Below are 21,843 nucleotides of genomic sequence, written 5' to 3' on the forward strand. Positions count from 1 at the left end.
TAAAAAAGGTCGACTATGTTTAAGTATATTTCTCTAATTTTAATCACACTTCTTGTGAGTTGCGGTGGTATTCAAATGATCAACCGAGATACTTCACATCTTTATACTGAAAAGTTTTTAAAAGACTTTGATGTCGCTAAAAAGAGCTTTGTTGATGGAAATAAGGAATTGGCACTTGGTCAACTAAATGCAATTCAAGATGCTAAGTTAAGGCCAGCTGAGCTTGCCACTAAGACAAATTTAATTGGTGTTATAAATTATTCAAACCAAAACTATGAACAAGCAATTTTTCAATTTAATCTAGCTTTAAATAGCTCAGGTGAAGATGGCCAACTAAATGCTCAGATTAAACTTAATCTTGCGAGCAGTTATTATAAACTTGGTGATTTAGAAAATACTTTTAAAATTCTTGATGGAACTGACTCTAGATGGCTTTTGAATCGTGACTTAGAGAATTTCCATAAATTACGCTACCGCGTTTCAAAAGAACTGGACTTCCAATCAGTGGCACTTGATTCATTGCTTTGGTTAAACTCTGGTGCCAATACTGTTGAAGAATTAAAAGTGAAGAAATTTTACGGTCAACTTGTTACTCAGTACTTCATTGTTGATCAAGCGGAACGTGTACGTTTAGTGCAAGATTTTAAAGAAGGAAAAGATTTTGCTTGTGCCTATCTTTCATACTTAGAAATAGAACAATTAATTAATCAGGGAAATAAAGGAAAGGCCCAAGAGGTTGGGGACTGGGTTAAGTCTCAGTATAGTATGTACCCTGAGGTTGTTGGCCTAGTTACAGCACGTTTTGAAAATTTAAAGAAATATAGCAAAATTAATCTACGATCAATCGGAGTAGTTCTTCCACTAACTGGTGATAAAAGCAAGTTTGGAAAGAGAGCTCTTGCTGGTATTGATCACGCTGTTCGTAAGTATAATGAACAGAATTCAACGAAGCCAAATTTTCAACCAATTCAAATTAAGATATTTGATAGTATGGGAAGTGCAATTGTTGGAAAAGAAAAAGTTCGTGAAATGATTGAAAGAGAGAACTCTTCAATTATTATAGGTGGACTCTTAAAAGATGAAGCAAAGGCACAATATGAGGCAGCAAGAAAATACGGTGCATTCTTTATTTCTCTATCACAAATTTATACAAGCAAGGATGATAAAGGACACTTACTAATTGAGGTACCTGGTTCAGTTGAGTCTCAAGTGTCATTATTATTTTCTGAGAAATATCTTTCAAAATTTGGAAATAAAGTATCAATTATCTATCCAAATACAGATACTGGTTATTCATATGTTGACTCTGCATGGAAGATGGCCGAGAAGGCCGGTGCGGAAATTGTTAGTATTCAATCATTTGATACTAATCAGACAGACCACAGATCAACTGTTGCTAAGATCTTAGGCCTATACTTTACCCGCGAAAGACAAGAAGAATTTGAACTTCTAAAATCAGTTCATAAATTAGAAGGTAACACTTCAATTAGACGTGTACAGACTTTAGGGCCAATTGTGGACTTTGATTGGGTTCTGTTACCAGCAGCTCCTAATGATGCCCTACAATTGATTCCATCTTTTAACTATTACGATGCATTTAATGTAAATTTAGTAGGTGGCCCAAACTGGAGATCAAGAAGAATTTCAAGAGAGACTTCTAAACTAGGCAAGCTGTTCTTTGTGGATTCTGAGGTACCTCAGGGGGATTCAGGATTCGTTTCTAGTTATCAGTCTCGCTATGGACAACGTCCTGGTGTCGTCGAAATTCTAGGCTTTGAGGGGATGGCCCTGGCAGCTAATGTATTATCGTTAGGAGATTTTACAAGTCGCGATGAACTTGAAAGAACGCTGGTCAATGCGAAGAAAGTTGCAGGAATTACAGGATCTTGGAGACTGGAAGATGACGTGTGGATGAAGGACATGAATCTCATGAGCTTATATCGCGGTCGTTTGAATAAAGTAAATTTGACTATTGAAAAATCTGTTGAAAAACCAATTGAAGAGGAAGTAAGTAACTGACGCTAATGCGCCAGTTATATTACTTCTTAGCAGCGTTGATTCTGCGTAAAATTCTTGCTTTTTTCTTAAGTTGAGCTTTTTTCTTGCTCATTTTAGCAATAGTTTTCTTTCTACCTGCACCCATAATCTTTCCTTTTGCGTAGTGTTAGAAAATAGTCTGGTTATACTAAAAAAAAATATCGATTTTGACAAGGGCCAAGTCATTTTTATAGGTATGCGCGGTGCTAAATTTATTATTAATGGTTGTCAATAAAATGACCTAAATGGTACATTTTACATATATAAGCAAACGGATTGCTAATCAAAAGGTATAACGGAATGTGCGCTGCAAAGAAAAAAGTGGCAGCTAAGAAAAAAGCTGCGAGCAAAACGACTAAAAAATCATCAAAAAAAGTTGCTAAAAAGAAAGTAACTAAGAAAGCTACAAAGAAAAAATCTGTAAAGAAAACTTCTTCACGTAAAGCAAGTTCTCCTACACAAGCTAGTTTATCAACTGCATTTGTTGATGAACTTTCTCTTAATACAAAATCAAAGTCTCCAGAATTAGGTGCTAACCTAGAAATGAAAAAAGCTGCTCTTAGAGCACGTCGTATTCACTGGAATGAAGATAAGCGTAAGATCGCAATTGATATGCTTGAGCGCTACACAGGTCACGACTTTAGAGACTTTCAACAACAAATTATTTTAACTAACTTTCACTACTACGTAGAAAGATTTAATGCCCTTCTAGATGACCATGTTTATACACAAGGATCGGCTTTTAAAGCTTCAAGTTCTAAGAAGGCTAAAGTAACAATTATTGAATTTGGTGTTGGTGCTGCAATGGCCGCTCTTATTGGTGAGCTTATTTCAGTTATCCATCCAAAGGCCGTTCTATTCTTAGGTCTTGCAGGTGCTGTTCACCCTTCTCTTAAAGTTGGTGATTTCGTACTGCCTATTGCTTCAATTAGAGCTGAAGGTGTTACTGAGCACTTTCTTCCTAGGGAAGTTCCTGCCCTTCCAACATTTAAAGTACAAAAATTCGTTTCTCAAATATTATTAGAACATGGGCATGATTACCGTACTGGAACGATCCACTCTACAGATTATCGATTCTGGGAGTTTGATGATCGCTTTAAGGAACGCTTAATTGAGCAAAGAGTTTTAGCTGTGGAAATGGAAACAGCCGCTCTTTTTGTATCGTGTTTTGTAAGTAAGGTTAATATCGGAGCATTACTTTTAATCTCTGATTGTCCAATGACTAAGGATGGTATTAAAACGAAGAAGTCTGCTAAGTCGGTCTTCAAGAAATATACAGATATTCACATCGAGCTAGGTATTGAAGCAATGGCAGACATTGCTGACCGCGGTGAGAATATCAGACACTATCATTGGTAAAATTTTATAAAGGAATATGAAATGTTAAAGCAATTTTTTAATTTCTTCTCAAATGATCTAGCGATCGATTTAGGTACAGCAAATATTCTTGTTTACGCTAAAGATAGAGGAATCATTGTAAATGAGCCTTCTGTTGTAGCTGTACACCAAGGTTATAAAGGTACTGGTTCAAAGGTACTTGCTGTAGGTGCTGAAGCAAAACAAATGCTTGGTCGTACACCTGGGTCAATTCAAGCTATTCGTCCTATGAGAGATGGTGTAATCGCTGACTTTGAAGTAACAGGTGCGATGCTTAAGTACTTCATTCAAAAATCACTATCAGGTTCAAAGCTAGTAAAGCCAAGAATTATTATCTGTATTCCATTTGGTATTACTCAAGTTGAAAAACGTGCAGTTAAAGAATCTGCTGAGCAAGCAGGGGCACGTGAAGTATATTTAATTGAAGAACCAATGGCAGCGGCAATCGGTGCAGGACTTCCTATTACTGAGCCATCTGGAAATATGATCGTTGATATTGGTGGTGGGACGACTGAAGTTGCAGTCATTTCACTTGGTGGTATCGTTTACTCTCAATCTGAAAGAGTGGCCGGTGATAAATTTGATGAAGCAATTGCTTCATACATTAAGAAAAAATACTCATTATTAATTGGTGAAAGAACAGCTGAACAAATCAAAATGTCGATTGGTAATGCTTATCCATTTGATGATGAAGTAAGAACATATGAAGTTAAGGGACGTGACCTTGTAGCAGGTGCACCTAAGATTATTGAAGTTACTTCTGATGAAATTAGAGATGCTCTTTCTGATCCAATCGCAGAAGTTGTTGAAGCAATTAAAACTTCATTAGAAAAAACACCTCCTGAGCTAGCGGCCGATATCGTTGATAACGGAATTATTCTAGCTGGTGGTGGTTCACTTCTAGCAAACCTAGATGTTTTAATTAAAGAAAGAACTGGGCTTCCTGTAGCTCTTGCAGAAGATCCACTTACTTGTGTTGTTCGTGGGTGTGGTAAGGCACTAGAGTCAATTGATCTTTTAAAACAAGTAGCGACTCTATCATAAGTCGAAGACAGGTTTACAATTGAATTCTAAAAATCTTTTTATCGAATTAGAGCTCTCTGATATAAAACTAAAAATCAGGGAGCTCATTGCCACTAAGAGTAAATTAAAAATTTGGACGAACTCACAGCAAGTTGCTTCTGTTGAGATTTTTGCCATTGAAGAAGATACTCTAATTATTGATGATAATCATTCTCTTGATGGTGTTGTGATGGCGAACTTTAGTCTTCGCTATATGAGCTATTTTTTTAAGGGTATTATTAATAGAGGTAAATTAAAAATTGATGGTAAGGTATATCGAAGTGAAAGAAGAGCAGATATGAGATTTAATGTTTCATATATGACGTCTTCATACCTCTACTTTGATGCAATTGAAGAAGATCTGCCATCAGCACAAAACGTTCTTCACTTTAATAAATCGAAAAATAAAGAAGACTCATTCATTAAAGATTTCACTACATCAATGAGTGACTTTCCTGAATTAAGAGGTGCTAAGTTAATTGATATCTCTACAAATGGTGCTTCATTTGTTATGTCTCTTCAGGACTTCAAAAACTTTTCAAATAAGAAGTTCTCAATGGGGACTTTAGTTTTAGAAAAGAACTCGTATGATGTCTCAAATATCCAAAAAGTTTACGATATCGATTATGTGAACTTTAGACTTGATAATATTCCAATGAAAAAAATTGGTATTAAGTTTGAGAGTAATAGTGAACTAGAATCGTACCTACAAGAGCTTGATGACAAATCAATAATTTTAACTTCACTTGATGAGGAATTTAATAAGTATATTAATCAAAAAATAGAGGAGTAGTTTATGTTGCGACCTCTTGGTGTGCTTTTTCTATTCTTAGTTGTTTCATGTAGTGTTCTAGACGAGGATCTGAACGATCATCTAACGGCATCTACTAACCAATATAAGCAATTAGAAGTAAGTGGCGAATACCTTGTTGATACGATGTCTGGTTTTAATAAGGATCGCGAATACGTACGTAAAACACAGATTATTTCTCCTGTTAATAAGTCTCAAATCTATGAAAAGACAATCGTCATTTCGAAGCGAAAGAAAATTGCTAAAAAATTATTCTTCTTAGTACCAATAAAGTATGAATCAACATTTTATTTGAATAACGATATCTACACCGTAAGTGGAGAGATTGACTTAAAAAGAAGAAAGATTCTCTATAATTTAAACTCACCCGAATATAAATGGCTGGGACAACGTGAATACGACGTCCCTCAGGAAGTAAAAGCAATTTGTTTTTACTCATCGATCATTGAATGTGCAAAAGTATCAGGGTTTATTAAGAAGGCCATAGAGAAAAAAAATGGTGATATGAATTTTCATATTCTTTGGGAGAGTTTTCCTTATTTTCAAGAACAATACTTAAATATTCCTAAAGAAATCCTTTCAGAAGCAAGATTGAGTTTTGATGATTTTGATAAAAAAGGAAATTATCGCTTTCTTTTAGCCGCTGGCGGCCAGGAACAAGTGTATATATTAAATAAAAACTTAGATGTTGTGGGACACTACTGGGCATCCCAGGGCCTATCAAAAGAGTTGGTTAAATGAAGTTATTCTTAAAATCATTTTTTACATTATTTTTTGCAATCACAACGATATTTTTTGCCTTGAGACTTACTCCTGGTGATCCAGTGGAAAGATTACTTGGGCCTGAGGCCAAGGTCGAAGAGATTCAAAAGTATCGTGCTGAGCTTGGACTTGATAAGGGACTGGTTGAGCAGTACTTTGATTTTGCAAAAGGAATTATCACTCTTGACCTTGGAATGTCTTTTTTTAAAAAAGAGTCAGTAGTTACTCTAATAAAACAAAATTTGCCACCAACACTTGTATTGGCCTTAATTTCAATTTTAATATCGACTCCAATTGGAATTGGAATCGGTGTTGTTTCTGCTATCAAGAAGTCGCAATTACCAGACACTACCATACGTGTGATTACATTGACCTTGTTGTCATTTCCAATTTTCTCATTGGCGCCGCTGCTTGTTTTAGTTTTCTCAATTAAACTTGGGATTTTTCCAGTTTCTCAGTGGGAATCTGTCATGCACATGGTGATCCCTGTGACGACATTAGTTCTTCCTCTATCATCTGTTATCGTAAGAGTAATGAGGAATAAGTATCTTGAAGAAGAATCCCAATTATGGGTTTTGGTTTTAAATGCAAAAGGACTTACGAATTCGGCCATTATTTATCGTCTTGTTAAAATTTGTATGCCAACTATTTTAAATGTTGTTGCTATTCAACTTTCTGTAGTTCTGGCCGGTACTGTTATTACTGAAACTATTTTTGATATTCCGGGACTTGGCTCTCTTTTATTTGAGGCGATTAATAATCGTGACTACCCACTCGTTCAAGGAATTATCGCTTACTCAACAGTTATATATATGCTTGTTTATGTATTAGTTGATTACTTAAATGAAAAAATTGATCCAAGGATAGGTTAGTGAGAAAGAAGAAAATAAATAATGAAATGATCTTCGGTGGCGTTATCCTTTCAATTTATATTGTATGGGCCTTGCTTTGGTTGTTTGCGAATGGTTTCAACTATACACCTTCAAGTATTATCTCTCATGAATTGTTTGCTCCTTTTTCGCAGAACTATTTTTTAGGTACGGACATCAATGGAAGGAGTCTATTTAAAGTTCTAAGCGTTGGTCTTATTTATACAGTTGGAATTTCACTCTTAATTAGTTGTAGTGCGTGTGTAATTGGTATTGTAATAGGTTACTTATCTGCAATCAAAATTAAATTTGTTTCTGAAATAATGGATATGTTTACTAACTTAATCTTTATTTTCCCTAGTATTTTACTAGCAATTTTAGTCATGTCATTTTCGGGACAATCTTTTACTGGATTAGTACTGTGTCTAATTTTTACATCTTGGCCTGGCTACGCTCGTATTGCTCGGGGAGAGACAATGCGAGTCCTAAACTTAGGCTACGTTGAAAGTGCTAGAGCAATTGGTGTAAGTGAATTTCGTTTATTTTATAAGTCAATTTTACCAAGTATTGTGCCAGTTATTTCCATTCACTTTGTTCTTGGAATAAGTGGAGTTATAATTAGTGAGGCTAGTTTAGGATTCCTTGGATTGGGGGCGAGTGAATACTCATGGGGAGCAATCCTTGCAATGGCAAAACTAGTTCTTTTAGAAGCACCACATGTTGTTATTGTGACTAGCTTACTAATGACTGGTTTGATTATTTCACTAAATCTCTTCGGTGATGGCCTAAGAGATTATTTAGATCCAAAACTCAAAGGTAAAGGCAAATAGATGAATAATATATTGGGGCAATTGTTTATTACAGGTATTAGTGGTACGCAATTAACAGCAGAAGAAGAAAACTTTATTCAAAAAGAAAATATTGGTGGAGTTATTCTGTTCAAACAAAACTATGAGTCACCTGCCCAACTAGCAGAGTTAATTAATAATATTCAATCTTTAAGAGATAATTACCCGCTTTTTATTGCTACTGACCATGAGGGTGGAAGAGTACAAAGATTTCGTGAAGGCTTTACAATTATTCCTCCGATGTTAGATGTTGCAAAGACTGATTCTCCAAAGCTATGCTTTGAAATATCGCAATTGATGTCTAATGAGCTTTTAAGTTGTGGTGTAAATATAAATCTTGGCCCAGTTTGTGATATTTTTACAAATCCGAAAAATACAGTAATTGGAGATCGTGCTTTTGGTGATAATGCGGATGATGTAACGAAATTTGTTTCAGCTATAATTCGAGGCCAACAAACTAGTGGGATTATGTCATGTGCGAAGCACTTTCCTGGACATGGGGATACATTAGAAGATTCTCACTTTAAGCTTCCAGTCGTAAATAAGTCTCTTGAAGAGCTCAGAGCAAATGAATTTATACCATTTGTAAAAGCGGTTAAAGCTAGAGTCGACTTTGTTATGATGGCCCATTTAAAAGTGGATGCGATTGATCCAGATAATATTTGTACATTTTCAAAAAAAGCTTATGAAATAATTCGTGAGGAACTGCGCTTTAAGAAAGTAATTATATCTGATGATATGGAAATGAAGGCCATCTCTGATGAAATTTCAATTGGTGAAGCAGCTACTAAAGCTCTTAGTGCCGGTGCAGATATTATCGAATACCGTTCATTTGCTGCATGTCGAGAAGCATATAATTATGTGAAACAGGCCCTTGAGGCCGGTGATATTGATAAAGTGGATATCTCACAAAAATACGAACGTGTTCTAGAGCTTAAGAAAAAATACCTTTCAAATTACTCACCTACTTATATTCCAGACGTCGCTGGTAAGGTGGGAACCAAAGAGAACTTATCTATTGTTGAGCAGGTTAATCAAGGTTAGCACATAGGGCCAATATTGCCTCTAACTGCTTGAAATCAATTATTTTTGATATTCTTATGTTATGACTAAAGGTCTCATAACTTCTTTATTGTTTTACATGTTTACGTTGCTCGTTGCATTCGATGCAAATGCGCAGAGCTATGCAAATTATTCAAAGCGTGACCATGCAAACTTACTTGATGAATCTTGTAAAAAAGGAAATCAATCAAGCTGTTTTGAGCAAGGACTTCTTTATCAAACGTTTACTGATAAGAGCTTTAAACAGGATGGTATAAACTACGCCTCAGAAGGAAAGAAATTAATTATTAGTGCCTGTGATAATGGTGAGCAAAATGCTTGTGACTATAGAAAAGGTGCTGAGTTATTTGAAAGTTCGCAACTTCTCATGTGGGCCGGAATTATCCTTATTGGAATTGCCGTCTACATTGTGACGCAAATGATGTTTCAAGATAACGAATCATTTCAAGCGGCACAAAAACTAGAGGAAGGCGGCTCTAAAAAAACTGATAACGTTAAGAAACACGGTTTTGTTCTCCAATACTCAAGGCCTTTCTTTAAACGCTATATTTCTCCAATTGTTTCCTCGATGAAGAGTAAGAAGAAAATTAAAGAGAAGTATAAAAGAAAGTTAGCAAGTGCTGGGTTAACAGAGGACATGTCACCTGAAGATTTCTTTGCCTTTAAGTTATTTCTTATCATTGGTTTCCCAATAATGTTTTTAGCAGTAAGAGAATTTACTGAAGCAGATTGGAAGCTATCATTAATACCAGTCATGGCACTTGTGGGATTCTTATATCCTGATATTTGGATTAAAGGAAAGATTGAACAACGCCAAAAAGATATTATTAATGGTATGCCATTTTCTGTTGATATGTTGGCCCTTTCTGTAGAAGCAGGATTAGATTTTATTGCTGCTATGACAAAAGTTGTGGATAAGGCGAAACCAGGTCCACTAACTCAAGAATTTGAAATTCTTCTTAAGGAAATTAAAATTGGTGCAAGTCGTGCTGAGGCTTTAAGAAATATGGCCTGGCGTGTGGATTTAATTCAAATATCTTCATTTTGTGCAACTCTAATTGCTGCTGATTCAGTTGGTGCTTCAATTGGACCAATTCTAAAAGCGTTATCAATTGAAATCAGACAAAAGAAGTCAGCACAGATTGAAAAAGAAGGTGCGACTGCTGCTACTAAAATTTTATTTCCGATGATGGCCTTTATTGTTCCTTCTGTCTTACTAATGATTTTTGCTCCTCTAGTTGTTGAGCTTGTGGGTGGGAAATAATGAAAATAACTTGTAATGGAATTGATATCTGTAAACAAGCTATTGTTGCAGACTCTTTTTACAAGAAGTTAAAAGGTTTAATGTTTTCGAAAGGCATGGATGGATTTGATGGAATGATTTTTTATGGAACTAATGCGATTCACACTTGCTTTATGAATTATAAAATCGACGTTGTGTTCTTTAACAGTAAGAACCAAATAAAGAAAATATACCGTGGATTAAAACCGTGGAGACATACGCAAATTGTTTTTAGTGCCAGTCGTGTACTAGAGTTAGCAGAGGGACAGTTGCCTCAAGAGATTAAGGAAGGGGATACTCTAGAGTTATGTATAAATTAGTTGTTGTAGCTGGTAAGCTACGTGGACAAGAATATATTTTAGAGGAAGGGGAAAACACCCTAGGACGCTCAGAAGAATGTAGTGTTCACTTTCCTGTAAATGGTGTTTCAAAAAAACACTTATCAGTAACCGTCACGCAAGATGTTGCTTTTGTTAAAGACCTTGGTAGTTCAAATGGTACTTTTGTTAATGGTAAAGCTGTAAAGAGGGCCACTGTTAAAAATGGTGATAAAATTGCGCTTCCGGACTCTATTCTTCAAGTTGTCTTTGTTAAAGAGAAAAAGAAAATCATTAAGAAAAGAATTGAGGCCGTAGAGGAAGATGATGAGCCAACATATATCACTGGTGGTGAAATGCCAGAGAATATTTTTGGAAAAATTATCTGGCTTTTTAAATATCGTTTAATGCCACTTGTTCATGGTATCAATGAAGAGTATGAGTGGCGTGTTCTAACTGGTATTTTACTGGCAATCTTTGTAGTTGTTACGGTAACACTTACTATTTTTCCCGTTATGAAGACTTCACAAAGTTTACTTCTTTTAGAAGTTGCTAAGCGTGGAGCTCATTATGCTGATGAAATTAAGAGACAAAATAGAGGCGCTCTTGCCAGAAAAGATCTAGATCGAGTTGATACGAAGTTTATGGAACAAGGAAATAACGGCGTTGTTTCTTATGATCTATTTGACATTGATGGACGAATTGTAAGACCTCTTACAAAACTTAATATGTATATTGATGATCCCTTTTCTGTTCAAGTTAGAGAGTGGGCCGAAAGGACTATGAAAAGTGCTGATGATCTCCCAATGGTAAGTCGTTTATCAAATGGTGAAATTGGAATTGGTCAAAAGATTAAGGCAACTAATGTTAAAACAGGACAGCTCGATGTTGTAGGTGTAATTGCGATTAGATTTAAGCCTTCGTCAATTGCTGATGAAGCGTCGAAGAGTCGTGTTGCTTATCTAGAGGCACTTATTACTTCCTTTATTGCTTCCATAGTCTTCTTTGCAATTGTCTACTATATGACAATTAGGCACTTAGATGAAATGAAGTTTCAGATTGAAGAAGCTTTGAGAGGGAATCGTAAGAGTGTTGATAGTGAATATCTTTGGTCTGAGATAGATCCTTTAAGGTCGTCGATTAACTCAATGATTCAACGAATTAGAGAACTACAAAAAACTGATGATGAAATGAGCTTTGATGAAATGGAAAGTGATGAATCCTATGTTTCGAGCTTATATGAGTTCATGCAGGGAGCGCAGGGGGCAGTGCTTGTTCTAGATTCTCAAAAGAATCTGTCTCATATTAATACACTCGCAGAGGATATAACGGCGATACGAGGGAGTTCTTCTGAAGGAATGAGCCTCCTAGATGTGGCACGTGAAAAAGGATTTGCGGCAACTATTATTGAATTATGTGATGCCTCTGCTGACAATGGAGGAACGTCTCAGAAGGGTGAATATGAACTTTCTGGGCACTTTTATAATATTTTTGTTACGAGTTTAATAGGGCGAGATAATTTTGCTAAAGCGTTCTATGTTACACTAATTAAAGAGGACTAAATATAAATGGTTGCCGCAATTAGAATGACAAAGAATTTATCTTCCCCAGAGTCTTCTGGGCAATACCACCGTATTATTTGTATGACTGGTAAGAATAAAGGTATTTGTTATTACCTAAATGGTAACCGAGTAGTTCTTGGTCGTTTAAGCTCAAATGACATTCAAATTCTTGATACTCAAGCTTCACGTGAACATATTGAATTAACACGTGTAAATAATGAATACACATTAACAGATCTTAAATCTCAAAATGGTGTGATGGTAAATGACCTTAAGGTTACTCAACACAAGCTAAAGTCTGGTGATAAAATTATAGTTGGCTCGACTGTTTTCAAATATTCTTTTATTGAAGTGAAAGAAGAGAAGGCCCTCGTTGAATATGAAGATCCAGAAGAGGATGAAGAGGACGAGGAAGAAGAGGAAGAAGTAAAAAAGAAGGCCAAACCTAAGAAAAAGAAAGGCCCTGCTACTCCAGAAGAGAAACGAAAAAAAATGATCTATATAGCAGTTGCTGTCATGGGTTTATTCTTTTTTATGGATGGAGACGAGACTAAGACAAAGAAGGCCAGTGTAAAAAAAGAAGGTAGTACGATTATTGACTCTTCTAATAGTAATACTGGTCGTAAGTATGTAGAGGACTTTGAAACACAAGAGAAAGTTGAAGCCTATGTTCATCGTGGTAGACGTGAGGCACGAGAAGGTAACTATTTTAGAGCTATGCAAGAGTTTAACTTGGCTTTAACTCTCGATCCAAATGATGGTAATGCTGCTTATCACTTAAATATTGCAAAGCAAAGGCTTGATGAAAAAATCAAAGATATGTTTGATCAAGCAACTAAGAATAAAGATTCGTTGAAGTACAATAGAGCATTGGGAACGTATTGTGCAATCTATAAGCTTTTAATTGAATATAAGACAGATGAACGCTTTATCGAAGCTAAGAAAAACGTTGAAGATATGGCCGAAAAATTAGGGATGAAAAAGAGTGATAATTACTGTTTCTAAACATGGAACGATTCTTAATCGTATTGAGATTAATGATCAAGTGATCATGGGGCAGAGCTCTAGTTTCCTAATTGGTCGATCTGATGAGGCCCATGTTCATTTGGATGATCCTCAAATTTCACGAAGACTCGCTAGCTTAAATTTTAACGGTGTAAGTTGGACACTTAATAAATTATCAACTTATGATACTGTCTTAGTTAATAATGCTCCTATGTTTCTTGAAGAGATTTCTGTCTCAAGTGGCCACTATCTTGTTTGTAATGACTATAAGGTTTTATTTGAAAGCCTTGAAGTCGAAGAGCAGGATGCTCAAGAAAGTATTGAACCAGAATTGCCGGAAGATGTTTTTGAAGATGTGGAACCAGAAGATTCACTAGAAGAGGAAGAGACGGCCATTATTGATGGCCCGGTCGAGAACTCATCTGATTTTGAAGAAGAGACTCAGGCTTTTGATGATCCTACACAAGACTCTACTCATGAAGAAGAAGGTGAATTCGGAGCTTCTGAAAATATAGAAGCTCAAGAAGGCGACTTTGATGAATTCGGTCAGCAAGAAGATGGTTTTTCTGATGGGTTCGATGAAAACTATGATGAGAATTACGATGGTGACTATGACGACAACTATGGTGATGAATCATACGATATTGATACATTAGACGATGATGTAGGCGATAAAACTCAAGTTTTCTCAGGCTTTGCTAATTTTGTTCTTGAGCTTTTTGGTGAAGATGTTCCTTATGACCATTTTAACCTTGATTTACCAGAGACTTATATAGGGCGTGATCCAAGTAAGTGTCAGATTGTTTTAACGGACCCTGAAGTATCTTCTGTTCATGCTGTCATTAGAAAAAATAAAATTACGTGTATTTTAGAAGATTTACAATCTGCTAATGGGACGATTTTAAACGGTAAGAGGATTAATCAGAAAGAAATCACAAATGGTGATGAGTTCATTATAGGTTCAACGACATTTACAGTTAAAATTGCAAGTGACTTTATCAAGAGTCAGCAAGATATGCTGATGCCTGTAGAAGATAACCAGGTTATTGAAGTAGAAGAAGTAGTCGAAGTATCGGATGATGATGAAGATTTTGATGATCTTGAACTATCTGGTATTCCTACGGCAAGTGAAGAAAAATCTATCATTAAGAGAATTCTTAATGACCCAGAAAAACGTAAGAAAGTTTTAATTTATACTGTCGTACTTCTTGGTGTCTATATGTTCCTATTTCCAGATAGTGGAGAGAAACCAAAAGCAACAGCTAAAGATAAACAAGCAAAGGAACAAAAGAAGAAACAGGTTGTCACCTCTGTCGATAAGAAGCTTACAAAAGAACAACAGGAGAAAGCTGAGGCCCTCTATCAGTTAGCAACTCGTTATGCTAATGAAGGAAATGTAGCAGAGGCAATCACTGAATTTGAAAGATTATTCCTAATTACTAAAGATTATAAACAGGCCCAGACTTTTTATCAGTTGGCCAAAGATAAGTATGCAGAGCTTGAAAAGGCAGAGCTTGAAAGACGTGCAGAAGAAAAGCGAAAGCTCATTCAAGCTAAAGTTAAGGATCTACTTGATAAAGCAACAGAAGCTGTAAAAGAGCGTAATGTCACTTTATCACGTGGTTTATTTCAACAAATAAAAGAACTTGATCCAAATAACTATGACGTTGCTAATCTTGAATTAGAATTAGACTCTTATATTAAAGAAAAGAATAGAAAAGAGCTCGAAGAAGCTCAGAAGAAAGCGGAAAGACAGCGTATGGTTGATGCACTAAAGCCTGGAGAAACGCTGTTTCTTCAAGAGGAGTGGTTTAAGGCCATTGGTGCTTTGGAGTTATTCATAAGTGAAAAGTCGATGGATGAAGATCTTATGAAGAAAGCAATCGATATGTTGAAGAAGTCTCGGCAGAATCTAAAAAATATTACTGGGCCATTACTTGGTAAGGCCCGTTCTTTAAAAGAGGCGGAAGATCTTAAGGCTTCTTATGAAGTTTTTAAAGAGGTTTTGCGCTATAATCCTAATGAACTGGATGCCCAAAGTGAACTAGATGATATTAATGATATATTAACGAGAAGGGCAAGAAAGGTATATCGGCAGGGCCTAATCTCTGAGTCGCTTGGCTCTTTTGAAGATGCTCGAGAGAAGTTTCAAGAGGTACAACAAATTTCACCAATTGATAACGAATACTACCTAAAGGCCAGTGAAAGGCTGAAAAACTTATGAGAGAAATTCAAAGTTTCTTTGCAAGAACACATCAGGGTCCTTATTTAAATCTAAATGAGGACAATACTTTCATTAATCTTAAACAAAAAATTTTTGGTATTTTCGATGGCTTTGGTGGGTCTGGTATTTCTGATCGAAACTTAGAAAGTGCTAAGAAATCAATTGATACATATTTCTCAAAATTATCTGGTGATCCAAATGCGACAATGCCGTATTTCTATTCACCGCAATATGTGTTAGAGACTAATGCCTTAGTGAACGCAATTTTTATTGCACATAAGAACCTTCTCGATATCAATAAGACTAAACCTCTCAAGGATAAGGGAGGCGTTTCGGCTGCATTAACTATGTTGTCTGAAAATATTCTATCAATCGTTTCATGTGGCAACTGCCTCGTTCTCATGTACCGTGATGGGGATCTGTCACTAGTTAATACTCCTGATTGTGTTACGCAAATTTCGATTTCAGATAATTCACATCAAAAAAGTACCTTCCCTTTAGTGGCTTTGGGTTTATATGATGATATTGCTCCTAAGATTTGGGAATTAAATGTTGAACCAAATGACCGCATTATTGTTTTGAGTGATGGTGTATACGGGAGCCTGAGCCTTCATGATATTAAGAGAATCATTCAAGAGTCATCTCAAGATGAAGTTATTCAGATCGATAATCTATTTGATGGGGCCAATCGTCGAGGTAATCTAGATAATCAGTCAGCTATTATCTATTCAATCATCTAGAAACATACCGTAATCATTAAAACTGTCTCTTGCTTAGCTGGATTTTTTGCGTAACAATATATTGAGGTTTTATATGAGTAAAAAGGTATTAGTTGCTGACGATAGTCAGACAATCCAAAAAGTAATAAATATTACATTCGCAAATCAAGATTTTGAAATTGTTTCAGCTCTTGATGAGTCAGAATTATTTTCTAAAAGTGATGACTTCGATCTTATTCTTCTTGATTTTGGCCTATCTGATGATGGCTATAAATTAGGAGAAGAGACTCGTAAGAAATTTCCTACAACACCTGTGTTAGCGATGCTTGGTACATTTGATATCGTAGATGAGAATAAGTTACGCGCTAGTGGATATTCAGATAAGGTTGTTAAGCCATTTGAAACGGAGAAATTTATTTCTCTATGTAATGAGCTAATCGAAAGTGGTGTGCCAGATATGGATACATCAAACGAATCTTTTGAAGATGGTCAAGAAGACTTTGAGAGTAATGATCAAGAAACAGAAGATAACTTTTCTGGCTGGGATGTTGATAGCTCAATTGCCCAATCTGAAGAAGATAAAACACAAGAGTTTGATCTTTCAGCAAATAATACATTCGATGGTGACTCTGAGGATTTAGATAATAATTTACAGTCTGAATTAGATGGTTGGGGCTTTGATCCTACAAATCTTAAAGGAAGTGATGTAACGAAAGAATTTGATTCATTTCCACCTGTTATTGATGGTCTTCCTGAGGATAAACAAGATGATGTTTCTTCTGTGTTGGATGTAAGCAATTACTTTGGAAACTTGGATGATGATTTAGGGGATGACTTTGACCTTACAGAACCTGAGCAAGAGGAATCTGAAGAAATAACTTTTGAAGCTTCGGCCGAAGATGATCAAGACTTTGAAGAAATTTCTGATGAAAACCTATGGGATGCAGATGAAGAGTCTACAGAGATGTTTTCATCTCCTGAAGAAGATGAGCACGAAATCAATCTTTCGTCAGTTACACAAATGAATGATGATTTTTCATTTGGTTCGTCGGCGACTGCATCAATCAATACTTCAGCTTCAGCAGCTCCTGCTACTTCGGCACCACCCGTAGACGTTGAAGAGCTTAAAGCTGAGCTAAGAAACGAAGTTGCACCAATTATTGAAAAATATGCTCGTGAATATTGTGAGCAAAATATTGAAAAAATTATTTGGGAAATCGTTCCTGATCTTGCGGAAAATCTTATTAAGAAAGAACTTAAAAATATTAGTAAGCAAGTCTTAACTTCAATTTCAGAATAGTTATTTAATAATGAGAGAGCCTGTATAGGCTTTCTCTATTTGTTCTCGCACTTCGATAAGTGCTTCTCCAAAGCTGCCTATACCTTTGAAAGTACCTTCTATTACTGAGTCTTCGTCAATAATTTTCACTTCTTTGTTTAGATGGTAACATCTTTTATTCCATTGATTGATAATCTCTTCTTCTGTAAGCCTATTGTTTAAAATGTAACTATAGATTTCAAGTGGTATCTCTTTAAAATCGATATCCTTTAGCTCTTTCCCAGGTTTTAATACCCCATACTTTTCATGAGGTAGTCCTCCATAGTTAATTCCTATACCAACGATATAGTTATCATCATCTTTATTAACTAAGATCCCCATAATTTTTTGACTATCTTCATTGAAGATATCATTTGGCCATTTAAGAAGTAGCTTGTGATCATTAAAATAATTACTAAGTATTACAGCAACTTCTAGTGCTAATAAAGTAGGTTTTCCCTGTGGCTTTAATTTACAAGAGAAGCAAAGGCTATGTTGAAGATCTTCCCATTTATTGTGCCGACGACCTCTTGCTGAAGTTTGGGATTTCGCGCTGACAAGTAGTTGGTCATAATTGTGCGCTTCTTCAATGGCAATTGATTGAGTCGATGGAATTTCTTCAAAATGTAGGTGTTTCATAGATTTTCTCATTATGTTATTATCGAACAATACTAATAAATTCAGAGGTATTCAATATGTCACTTATCGAACGTTCTACTCCAAGAGAAGTTAAATTTTCTATTAATATTAATCCTTATGCAGCAGGTTCTGTTCTAGCTGAGTTTGGTAATACTAAGGTTCATATTACTGCATCAATTGAAGAAAGTGTTCCTAGATGGATGAAAGGAAGTGGAAAAGGATGGGTAACGGCCGAATATTCAATGTTACCAAGTTCAACTCATACAAGATCAAGAAGAGAACGTTCTAAAATTGGTGGCCGTACGCAAGAAATTCAACGCCTGATTGGAAGAAGCTTAAGAGCAGTTGTTGATCTTGAAAAATTAGGTGAGCGCATGATCACTCTTGACTGTGATGTTATGGTTGCAGACGGTGGAACGAGAACAACTTCGATCTCTGGAAGTTTTATTGCACTAGAACTTGCTATTCAAAGTTTAATCGCAAATGGTGAGCTTTCAGAGAGCCCTATTATAGAGCCTCTAGCGGCTATCAGCTGTGGTATCAATGATGAAGGTAAAATTATTGCCGATTTAAATTACGAAGAAGATTCAAGCTGCCACACAGATATGAATATTGTCATGACTGAATCTGGAAAATTCATTGAAGTACAAGGAACAGCTGAAGGGCAGGCTTTTTCAAGAGAGCAAATGGATGCGCTAATGGATTGTGCGGCGGAGTCTTTAAAGGTTGTTTTTGAAAAACAAAAAGAAGCATTAGGCCAATAATGAAAGAATTTATCTTAGCTACTGGAAACGCCCATAAGGCAGACGAGTTTGCTGTTTTATTTAAAGAAACTAATATTACAATTAAGGCAGCAGCTGCAAAATTAGATGTTGTTGAAGATGGAAATACTTTTCAAGAGAATGCTCTCAAGAAAGCACAAGCTTACTATGATGAGTTTAAAATTCCTGTCGTTGCCGATGATTCAGGGATAACAGTAGAAGCTCTTCCTCAAGAGTTGGGAATCTATTCTGCACGTTTTGGTGGAGAAGACCTGACCGATCGACAAAGGGCCGAGTTATTGCTTGAGAAATTAAAAGATGAACAAAACCGTAATGCTTACTTTACTTGTGTCTTATGTTTTTATTTATCTCCTGAGGAAATATATTTTTTTGAGGGGCGAATGGAAGGTGAGATTTCAAATAGTTACATTGGTGAAGGTGGCTTCGGTTATGACCCTGTATTTTGCCCAAAAGCCTTTCCTGATCAAACTGTAGCGCAATTAGAAAAGTGGAAGAATGAAAACTCTCACAGGGCCAAGGCCGTATCAGCTGCTATAAAGTTTTTTCAAGAACTTTAAAAAGGTTTAATTTCTGGGTTGCCAAAAAGGTTAAGATCACTTATAAATAGCCTACCCAAAATTTCAATGTCGGAGTATAGCGCAGTTTGGTAGCGCACTTGCTTTGGGAGCAAGGGGTCGCAGGTTCAAATCCTGCTACTCCGACCATTTTAAAAATCCCTTTCTATTTTCTTAAATCTTTCGGTGACTCAAGTACAACGTATGTAGATATTGAATTTACTTGTGGTAGTGTTCCTAGAACTTCTGTGTGAAAGGTCTTATAAGAAACAAGGTCAGTTGTCTCAATTCTTAAAATATATTCAAAGCTTCCTGTTACGTTGTGGCATTCGATGACTTCTGGTGATTCAGCAATGGCCATTTCAAAATCTTTTTGTGATTTCTTTGTGTGAACCGAGAGACCAACAGTTATATAGGCAGTAAAGCTTGTTCCAAGTTTGGCACGGTTAATTCTTGCGCGATAACCCGTGATGATCTTTGACTTCTCAAGCTCTTGCACTCGCCTAAGGCATGCCGAAGGTGAAAGACCAACAATCTCAGCTAAATCTGAATTACTGATTCTTCCTTCATTTTCTAATACTTGCAATATTCTTTCGTCAATAGTGTCTAGTTTCTTCATATGTTGCAAATTATGTCTTAAATGTATGGTTTTTTGCAATAAATTTATTCTCAAAATAGAGTAAACTGTGCTCCATGAGCACGACAAATCTTTATCCACTTTTAGCATTTGCCTTTGTTTCCGCTATTACGCCGGGGCCAAATAATATTCTCTTGATGTCTTCTGGGGCCAATCACGGTTTTAGAAAAACCATCCCTCATATGCTTGGGGTTTATTTTGGTTTTATCTTTATGATCGCGGTCATTGGTTTTGGAGTTGCTGATATTTTTGAAACTTACCCAGGAATTCAAAAAATTATGCAAATGGCATGTGGGACCTACTTAGCATTATTAGCTTTTAAAATTGCATTTAGTTCTTTTGCTAAAGATGAAGCACAAATAAAAAAACCTATGTCGTTCATTGAAGCGGCAATGTTTCAATGGATTAATCCAAAGGCTTGGACGATGGCCCTTTCAGCAGTGGCCATTTATACAAATGGAAATACATTAGGAGTTGTTGCAGTCATTCTTGCCTATAGCTTTGTTGATATTCCTGCGATCTTTGTTTGGGTATTTGCTGGATTGAGGCTTAAGTCTTTTCTTGAAAAAGGATATCGTTTGGCCATTTTTAATATTGTTTTGGCCGTACTTTTACTTGGTTCTCTTTTTCCAGTCTTAGTTTTGAAATAAGGTAGAGGAAAGAGCTCCTCTACTTCTTATTTTGTTATTTTATTTGGATTATCTGAAGCTTTGGTAAAGTTTTCACCAAGCTTTTTAGGTTGGACTTTTTGAACAGGTAGCTTAGCATGAGCAACTTCTGTGTTGAAGTCTACAGGAAGTTCAATCATTGTTTTACCTGTAAGGAGAACCTTTGAAACTTTCTTTACAAAGAAATCAAAAATATCTGAATCTATCTTTTTTCCAACGGTTCTTTTCATTATCTCTAGAGCATCTTCAATAGGAAGCGCTTGAGAGTAAGATCGTTTTGTTGTAATTGCATCAAAAAAATCTGCAATAGAAACAACTTTTGAAAATATATGATGATCTTCTCCCTTGATTCCTTTTGGATATCCTGACCCATCAATATTCTCATGATGTTCGACTATTACTTTTTCAATAGTTTCTTTCTTTAGGCCTGGAAACTCAGGATTTGCCTCTCTGAATAATTCAACACCAATTTCTGGGTGTTTTTTTATTTCTGCAAATTCTTCATCTGTAAGATTACCTGTCTTGTTTAAAATTTCTGTGGAAATTTTTGTCTTACCAAGGTCATGCAGAAGTCCACCAAGTCCAATTGCAACAAGGTCTGCTTCGCTGGCATTAGGCTTTAGTTGTTTGTAAATAAGAACACTGTACATACTGACATTAATTGAGTGGTCGTAAGTGTAGAAGTCGTGAAAAGATAAATCTCCAATAAGTTTTTTTAGACTATTGATATCGTAATCTTTAATTACATCGACCATGGCCTTCATTGAGTCATGGCAACCATCTAGTGCTTCTCCAAGAATCTCCGTGTTGAATTCTTTCCCCGGATTAAAAATATCGTCTAGGTGTTTGACTGCTGAGTCTTTAATAACAGAAACCTTATCAATAGATTCTATGTTATCATCTTCGGCCAGGGATTTTAGATAGAGCCCACGCTCTGATTCAAGAACATGGATCCTCTGATATTTTTTAAATCCCTCAATATCTCCATCATTAAGTATTTCTCCGGGGCGCACTATTTTTACGTAGTGATCCTTTCCTTTGACGGTGGAGGAGTTGATATAGATGTTGTATAGAAGCGGCTTTTCACGTGCTACGAGATGAAAGTCGATCGTAAAATAAACTGTTTTTGAGTTGGTATCCATTGCATTTTTATCGGCAAGATTGGTGTTTAGATAAAGCACTAGTATTAAATACGTACAATTAAATATATTGTGTCAGTTCTTGTTAGAATTTTGCTTTTCTAAGTGGTTGAAAATACATGTCGTATTTAGCTTAACTGAAATTTTAAAAGTGTACGTATAGGTGCTT

The 21,843-nt window shown here is 35.9% G+C and carries 21 protein-coding genes and 1 tRNA gene; 19 read left to right on the forward strand and 3 right to left on the reverse strand.

The window, feature by feature from the left end; genetic code table 11:
• The first annotated feature begins 15 nt into the window (after positions 1 to 15).
• The 15 genes from M902_RS00325 (at position 16) to M902_RS00395 (ending at position 17,237) form a co-directional block, all read left to right on the forward strand.
• Positions 16 to 2,019: a penicillin-binding protein activator gene (locus tag M902_RS00325; RefSeq protein ID WP_021265846.1), complete on the forward strand. Its 2,004-nt coding sequence runs from the start codon at positions 16 to 18 to the stop codon at positions 2,017 to 2,019.
• A gap of 318 nt (positions 2,020 to 2,337) precedes the next feature.
• Complete coding sequence (locus M902_RS00330) at positions 2,338 to 3,396, forward strand: AMP nucleosidase (RefSeq protein ID WP_021265719.1); 1,059 nt, start codon at positions 2,338 to 2,340, stop codon at positions 3,394 to 3,396.
• 21 nt (positions 3,397 to 3,417) lie between these two features.
• Positions 3,418 to 4,458, forward strand: a complete 1,041-nt coding sequence (locus M902_RS00335) for a rod shape-determining protein (RefSeq protein WP_021266421.1) — start codon at positions 3,418 to 3,420, stop codon at positions 4,456 to 4,458.
• A 19-nt stretch (positions 4,459 to 4,477) separates the two neighbouring features.
• The gene (locus M902_RS00340; RefSeq protein WP_021265756.1) at positions 4,478 to 5,269 is read left to right on the forward strand and encodes a hypothetical protein; all 792 of its coding nucleotides are present in this window, start codon (positions 4,478 to 4,480) and stop codon (positions 5,267 to 5,269) included.
• 3 nt (positions 5,270 to 5,272) lie between these two features.
• Entirely contained in the window at positions 5,273 to 6,028 is a 756-nt protein-coding gene (locus tag M902_RS00345; RefSeq protein ID WP_021266117.1) for a hypothetical protein, read from the forward strand.
• Positions 6,025 to 6,921, forward strand: a complete 897-nt coding sequence (locus tag M902_RS00350; RefSeq protein WP_021266025.1) for an ABC transporter permease — start codon at positions 6,025 to 6,027, stop codon at positions 6,919 to 6,921. Before M902_RS00345 ends, M902_RS00350 begins: the two co-directional genes overlap by 4 nt.
• The gene (locus M902_RS00355) at positions 6,921 to 7,748 is read left to right on the forward strand and encodes an ABC transporter permease (RefSeq protein WP_021266282.1); all 828 of its coding nucleotides are present in this window, start codon (positions 6,921 to 6,923) and stop codon (positions 7,746 to 7,748) included. Before M902_RS00350 ends, M902_RS00355 begins: the two co-directional genes overlap by 1 nt.
• A complete protein-coding gene (nagZ, locus tag M902_RS00360; RefSeq protein ID WP_021266491.1) occupies positions 7,749 to 8,810 on the forward strand; it encodes a beta-N-acetylhexosaminidase in 1,062 nt (353 codons plus the stop codon). It abuts the gene before it with no gap.
• 97 nt (positions 8,811 to 8,907) lie between these two features.
• Positions 8,908 to 10,092: a type II secretion system F family protein gene (locus M902_RS15575; protein ID WP_021266423.1), complete on the forward strand. Its 1,185-nt coding sequence runs from the start codon at positions 8,908 to 8,910 to the stop codon at positions 10,090 to 10,092.
• Positions 10,092 to 10,430 (forward strand): DUF192 domain-containing protein, encoded by a 339-nt coding sequence (locus tag M902_RS00370; RefSeq protein ID WP_021265829.1) that lies wholly within the window; start codon positions 10,092 to 10,094, stop codon positions 10,428 to 10,430. Before M902_RS15575 ends, M902_RS00370 begins: the two co-directional genes overlap by 1 nt.
• Entirely contained in the window at positions 10,418 to 11,989 is a 1,572-nt protein-coding gene (locus M902_RS15580; RefSeq protein WP_021265799.1) for an FHA domain-containing protein, read from the forward strand. Before M902_RS00370 ends, M902_RS15580 begins: the two co-directional genes overlap by 13 nt.
• Positions 11,990 to 11,995: 6 nt before the next feature.
• The gene (locus M902_RS00380) at positions 11,996 to 12,994 is read left to right on the forward strand and encodes an FHA domain-containing protein (RefSeq protein WP_021265941.1); all 999 of its coding nucleotides are present in this window, start codon (positions 11,996 to 11,998) and stop codon (positions 12,992 to 12,994) included.
• A complete protein-coding gene (locus tag M902_RS15585; protein WP_021266084.1) occupies positions 12,975 to 15,218 on the forward strand; it encodes an FHA domain-containing protein in 2,244 nt (747 codons plus the stop codon). The genes M902_RS00380 and M902_RS15585 overlap by 20 nt, the downstream gene beginning before the upstream one ends.
• Positions 15,215 to 15,958, forward strand: coding sequence for a PP2C family serine/threonine-protein phosphatase (locus M902_RS00390; RefSeq protein ID WP_021265951.1), 744 nt, complete (start codon positions 15,215 to 15,217; stop codon positions 15,956 to 15,958). Before M902_RS15585 ends, M902_RS00390 begins: the two co-directional genes overlap by 4 nt.
• Positions 15,959 to 16,031: 73 nt before the next feature.
• On the forward strand, positions 16,032 to 17,237 hold the full coding sequence (locus M902_RS00395) for a response regulator (RefSeq protein WP_021265933.1): 1,206 nt from the start codon (positions 16,032 to 16,034) through the stop codon (positions 17,235 to 17,237).
• Here the strand turns inward: M902_RS00395 and M902_RS00400 are convergent, their stop codons facing one another.
• A complete protein-coding gene (locus M902_RS00400) occupies positions 17,238 to 17,906 on the reverse strand; it encodes a biotin--[acetyl-CoA-carboxylase] ligase (protein ID WP_084710391.1) in 669 nt (222 codons plus the stop codon).
• A gap of 44 nt (positions 17,907 to 17,950) precedes the next feature.
• Here M902_RS00400 and rph point away from each other — a divergent pair, with 44 nt between their 5' ends.
• The 3 genes from rph to M902_RS00415 all read left to right on the forward strand — a co-directional run bounded on the left by rph (position 17,951) and on the right by M902_RS00415 (position 19,380).
• Positions 17,951 to 18,658, forward strand: a complete 708-nt coding sequence (gene rph, locus M902_RS00405; RefSeq protein ID WP_021266529.1) for a ribonuclease PH — start codon at positions 17,951 to 17,953, stop codon at positions 18,656 to 18,658.
• Complete coding sequence (gene rdgB / locus M902_RS00410) at positions 18,658 to 19,233, forward strand: RdgB/HAM1 family non-canonical purine NTP pyrophosphatase (RefSeq protein WP_021265848.1); 576 nt, start codon at positions 18,658 to 18,660, stop codon at positions 19,231 to 19,233. Before rph ends, rdgB begins: the two co-directional genes overlap by 1 nt.
• A 70-nt stretch (positions 19,234 to 19,303) precedes the next feature.
• A tRNA-Pro gene (locus M902_RS00415) sits at positions 19,304 to 19,380 on the forward strand.
• Between the two features lie 16 nt (positions 19,381 to 19,396).
• On the opposite strand, the gene M902_RS00420 is transcribed toward M902_RS00415, so the two are convergent.
• Complete coding sequence (locus M902_RS00420) at positions 19,397 to 19,849, reverse strand: Lrp/AsnC family transcriptional regulator (RefSeq protein ID WP_021266285.1); 453 nt, start codon at positions 19,847 to 19,849, stop codon at positions 19,397 to 19,399.
• 74 nt (positions 19,850 to 19,923) lie between these two features.
• Between M902_RS00420 and M902_RS00425 the strand changes: the two genes are divergently transcribed.
• Positions 19,924 to 20,517: a LysE family translocator gene (locus M902_RS00425; protein ID WP_021266174.1), complete on the forward strand. Its 594-nt coding sequence runs from the start codon at positions 19,924 to 19,926 to the stop codon at positions 20,515 to 20,517.
• A 26-nt stretch (positions 20,518 to 20,543) separates the two neighbouring features.
• Here the strand turns inward: M902_RS00425 and M902_RS15590 are convergent, their stop codons facing one another.
• A complete protein-coding gene (locus tag M902_RS15590) occupies positions 20,544 to 21,677 on the reverse strand; it encodes an HD-GYP domain-containing protein (RefSeq protein WP_021266043.1) in 1,134 nt (377 codons plus the stop codon).
• Between the last annotated feature and the right edge of the window lie 166 nt (positions 21,678 to 21,843).

The organism is Bacteriovorax sp. BAL6_X (assembly GCF_000443995.1).
Classification (GTDB): Bacteria; Bdellovibrionota; Bacteriovoracia; order Bacteriovoracales; family Bacteriovoracaceae; genus Halobacteriovorax_A.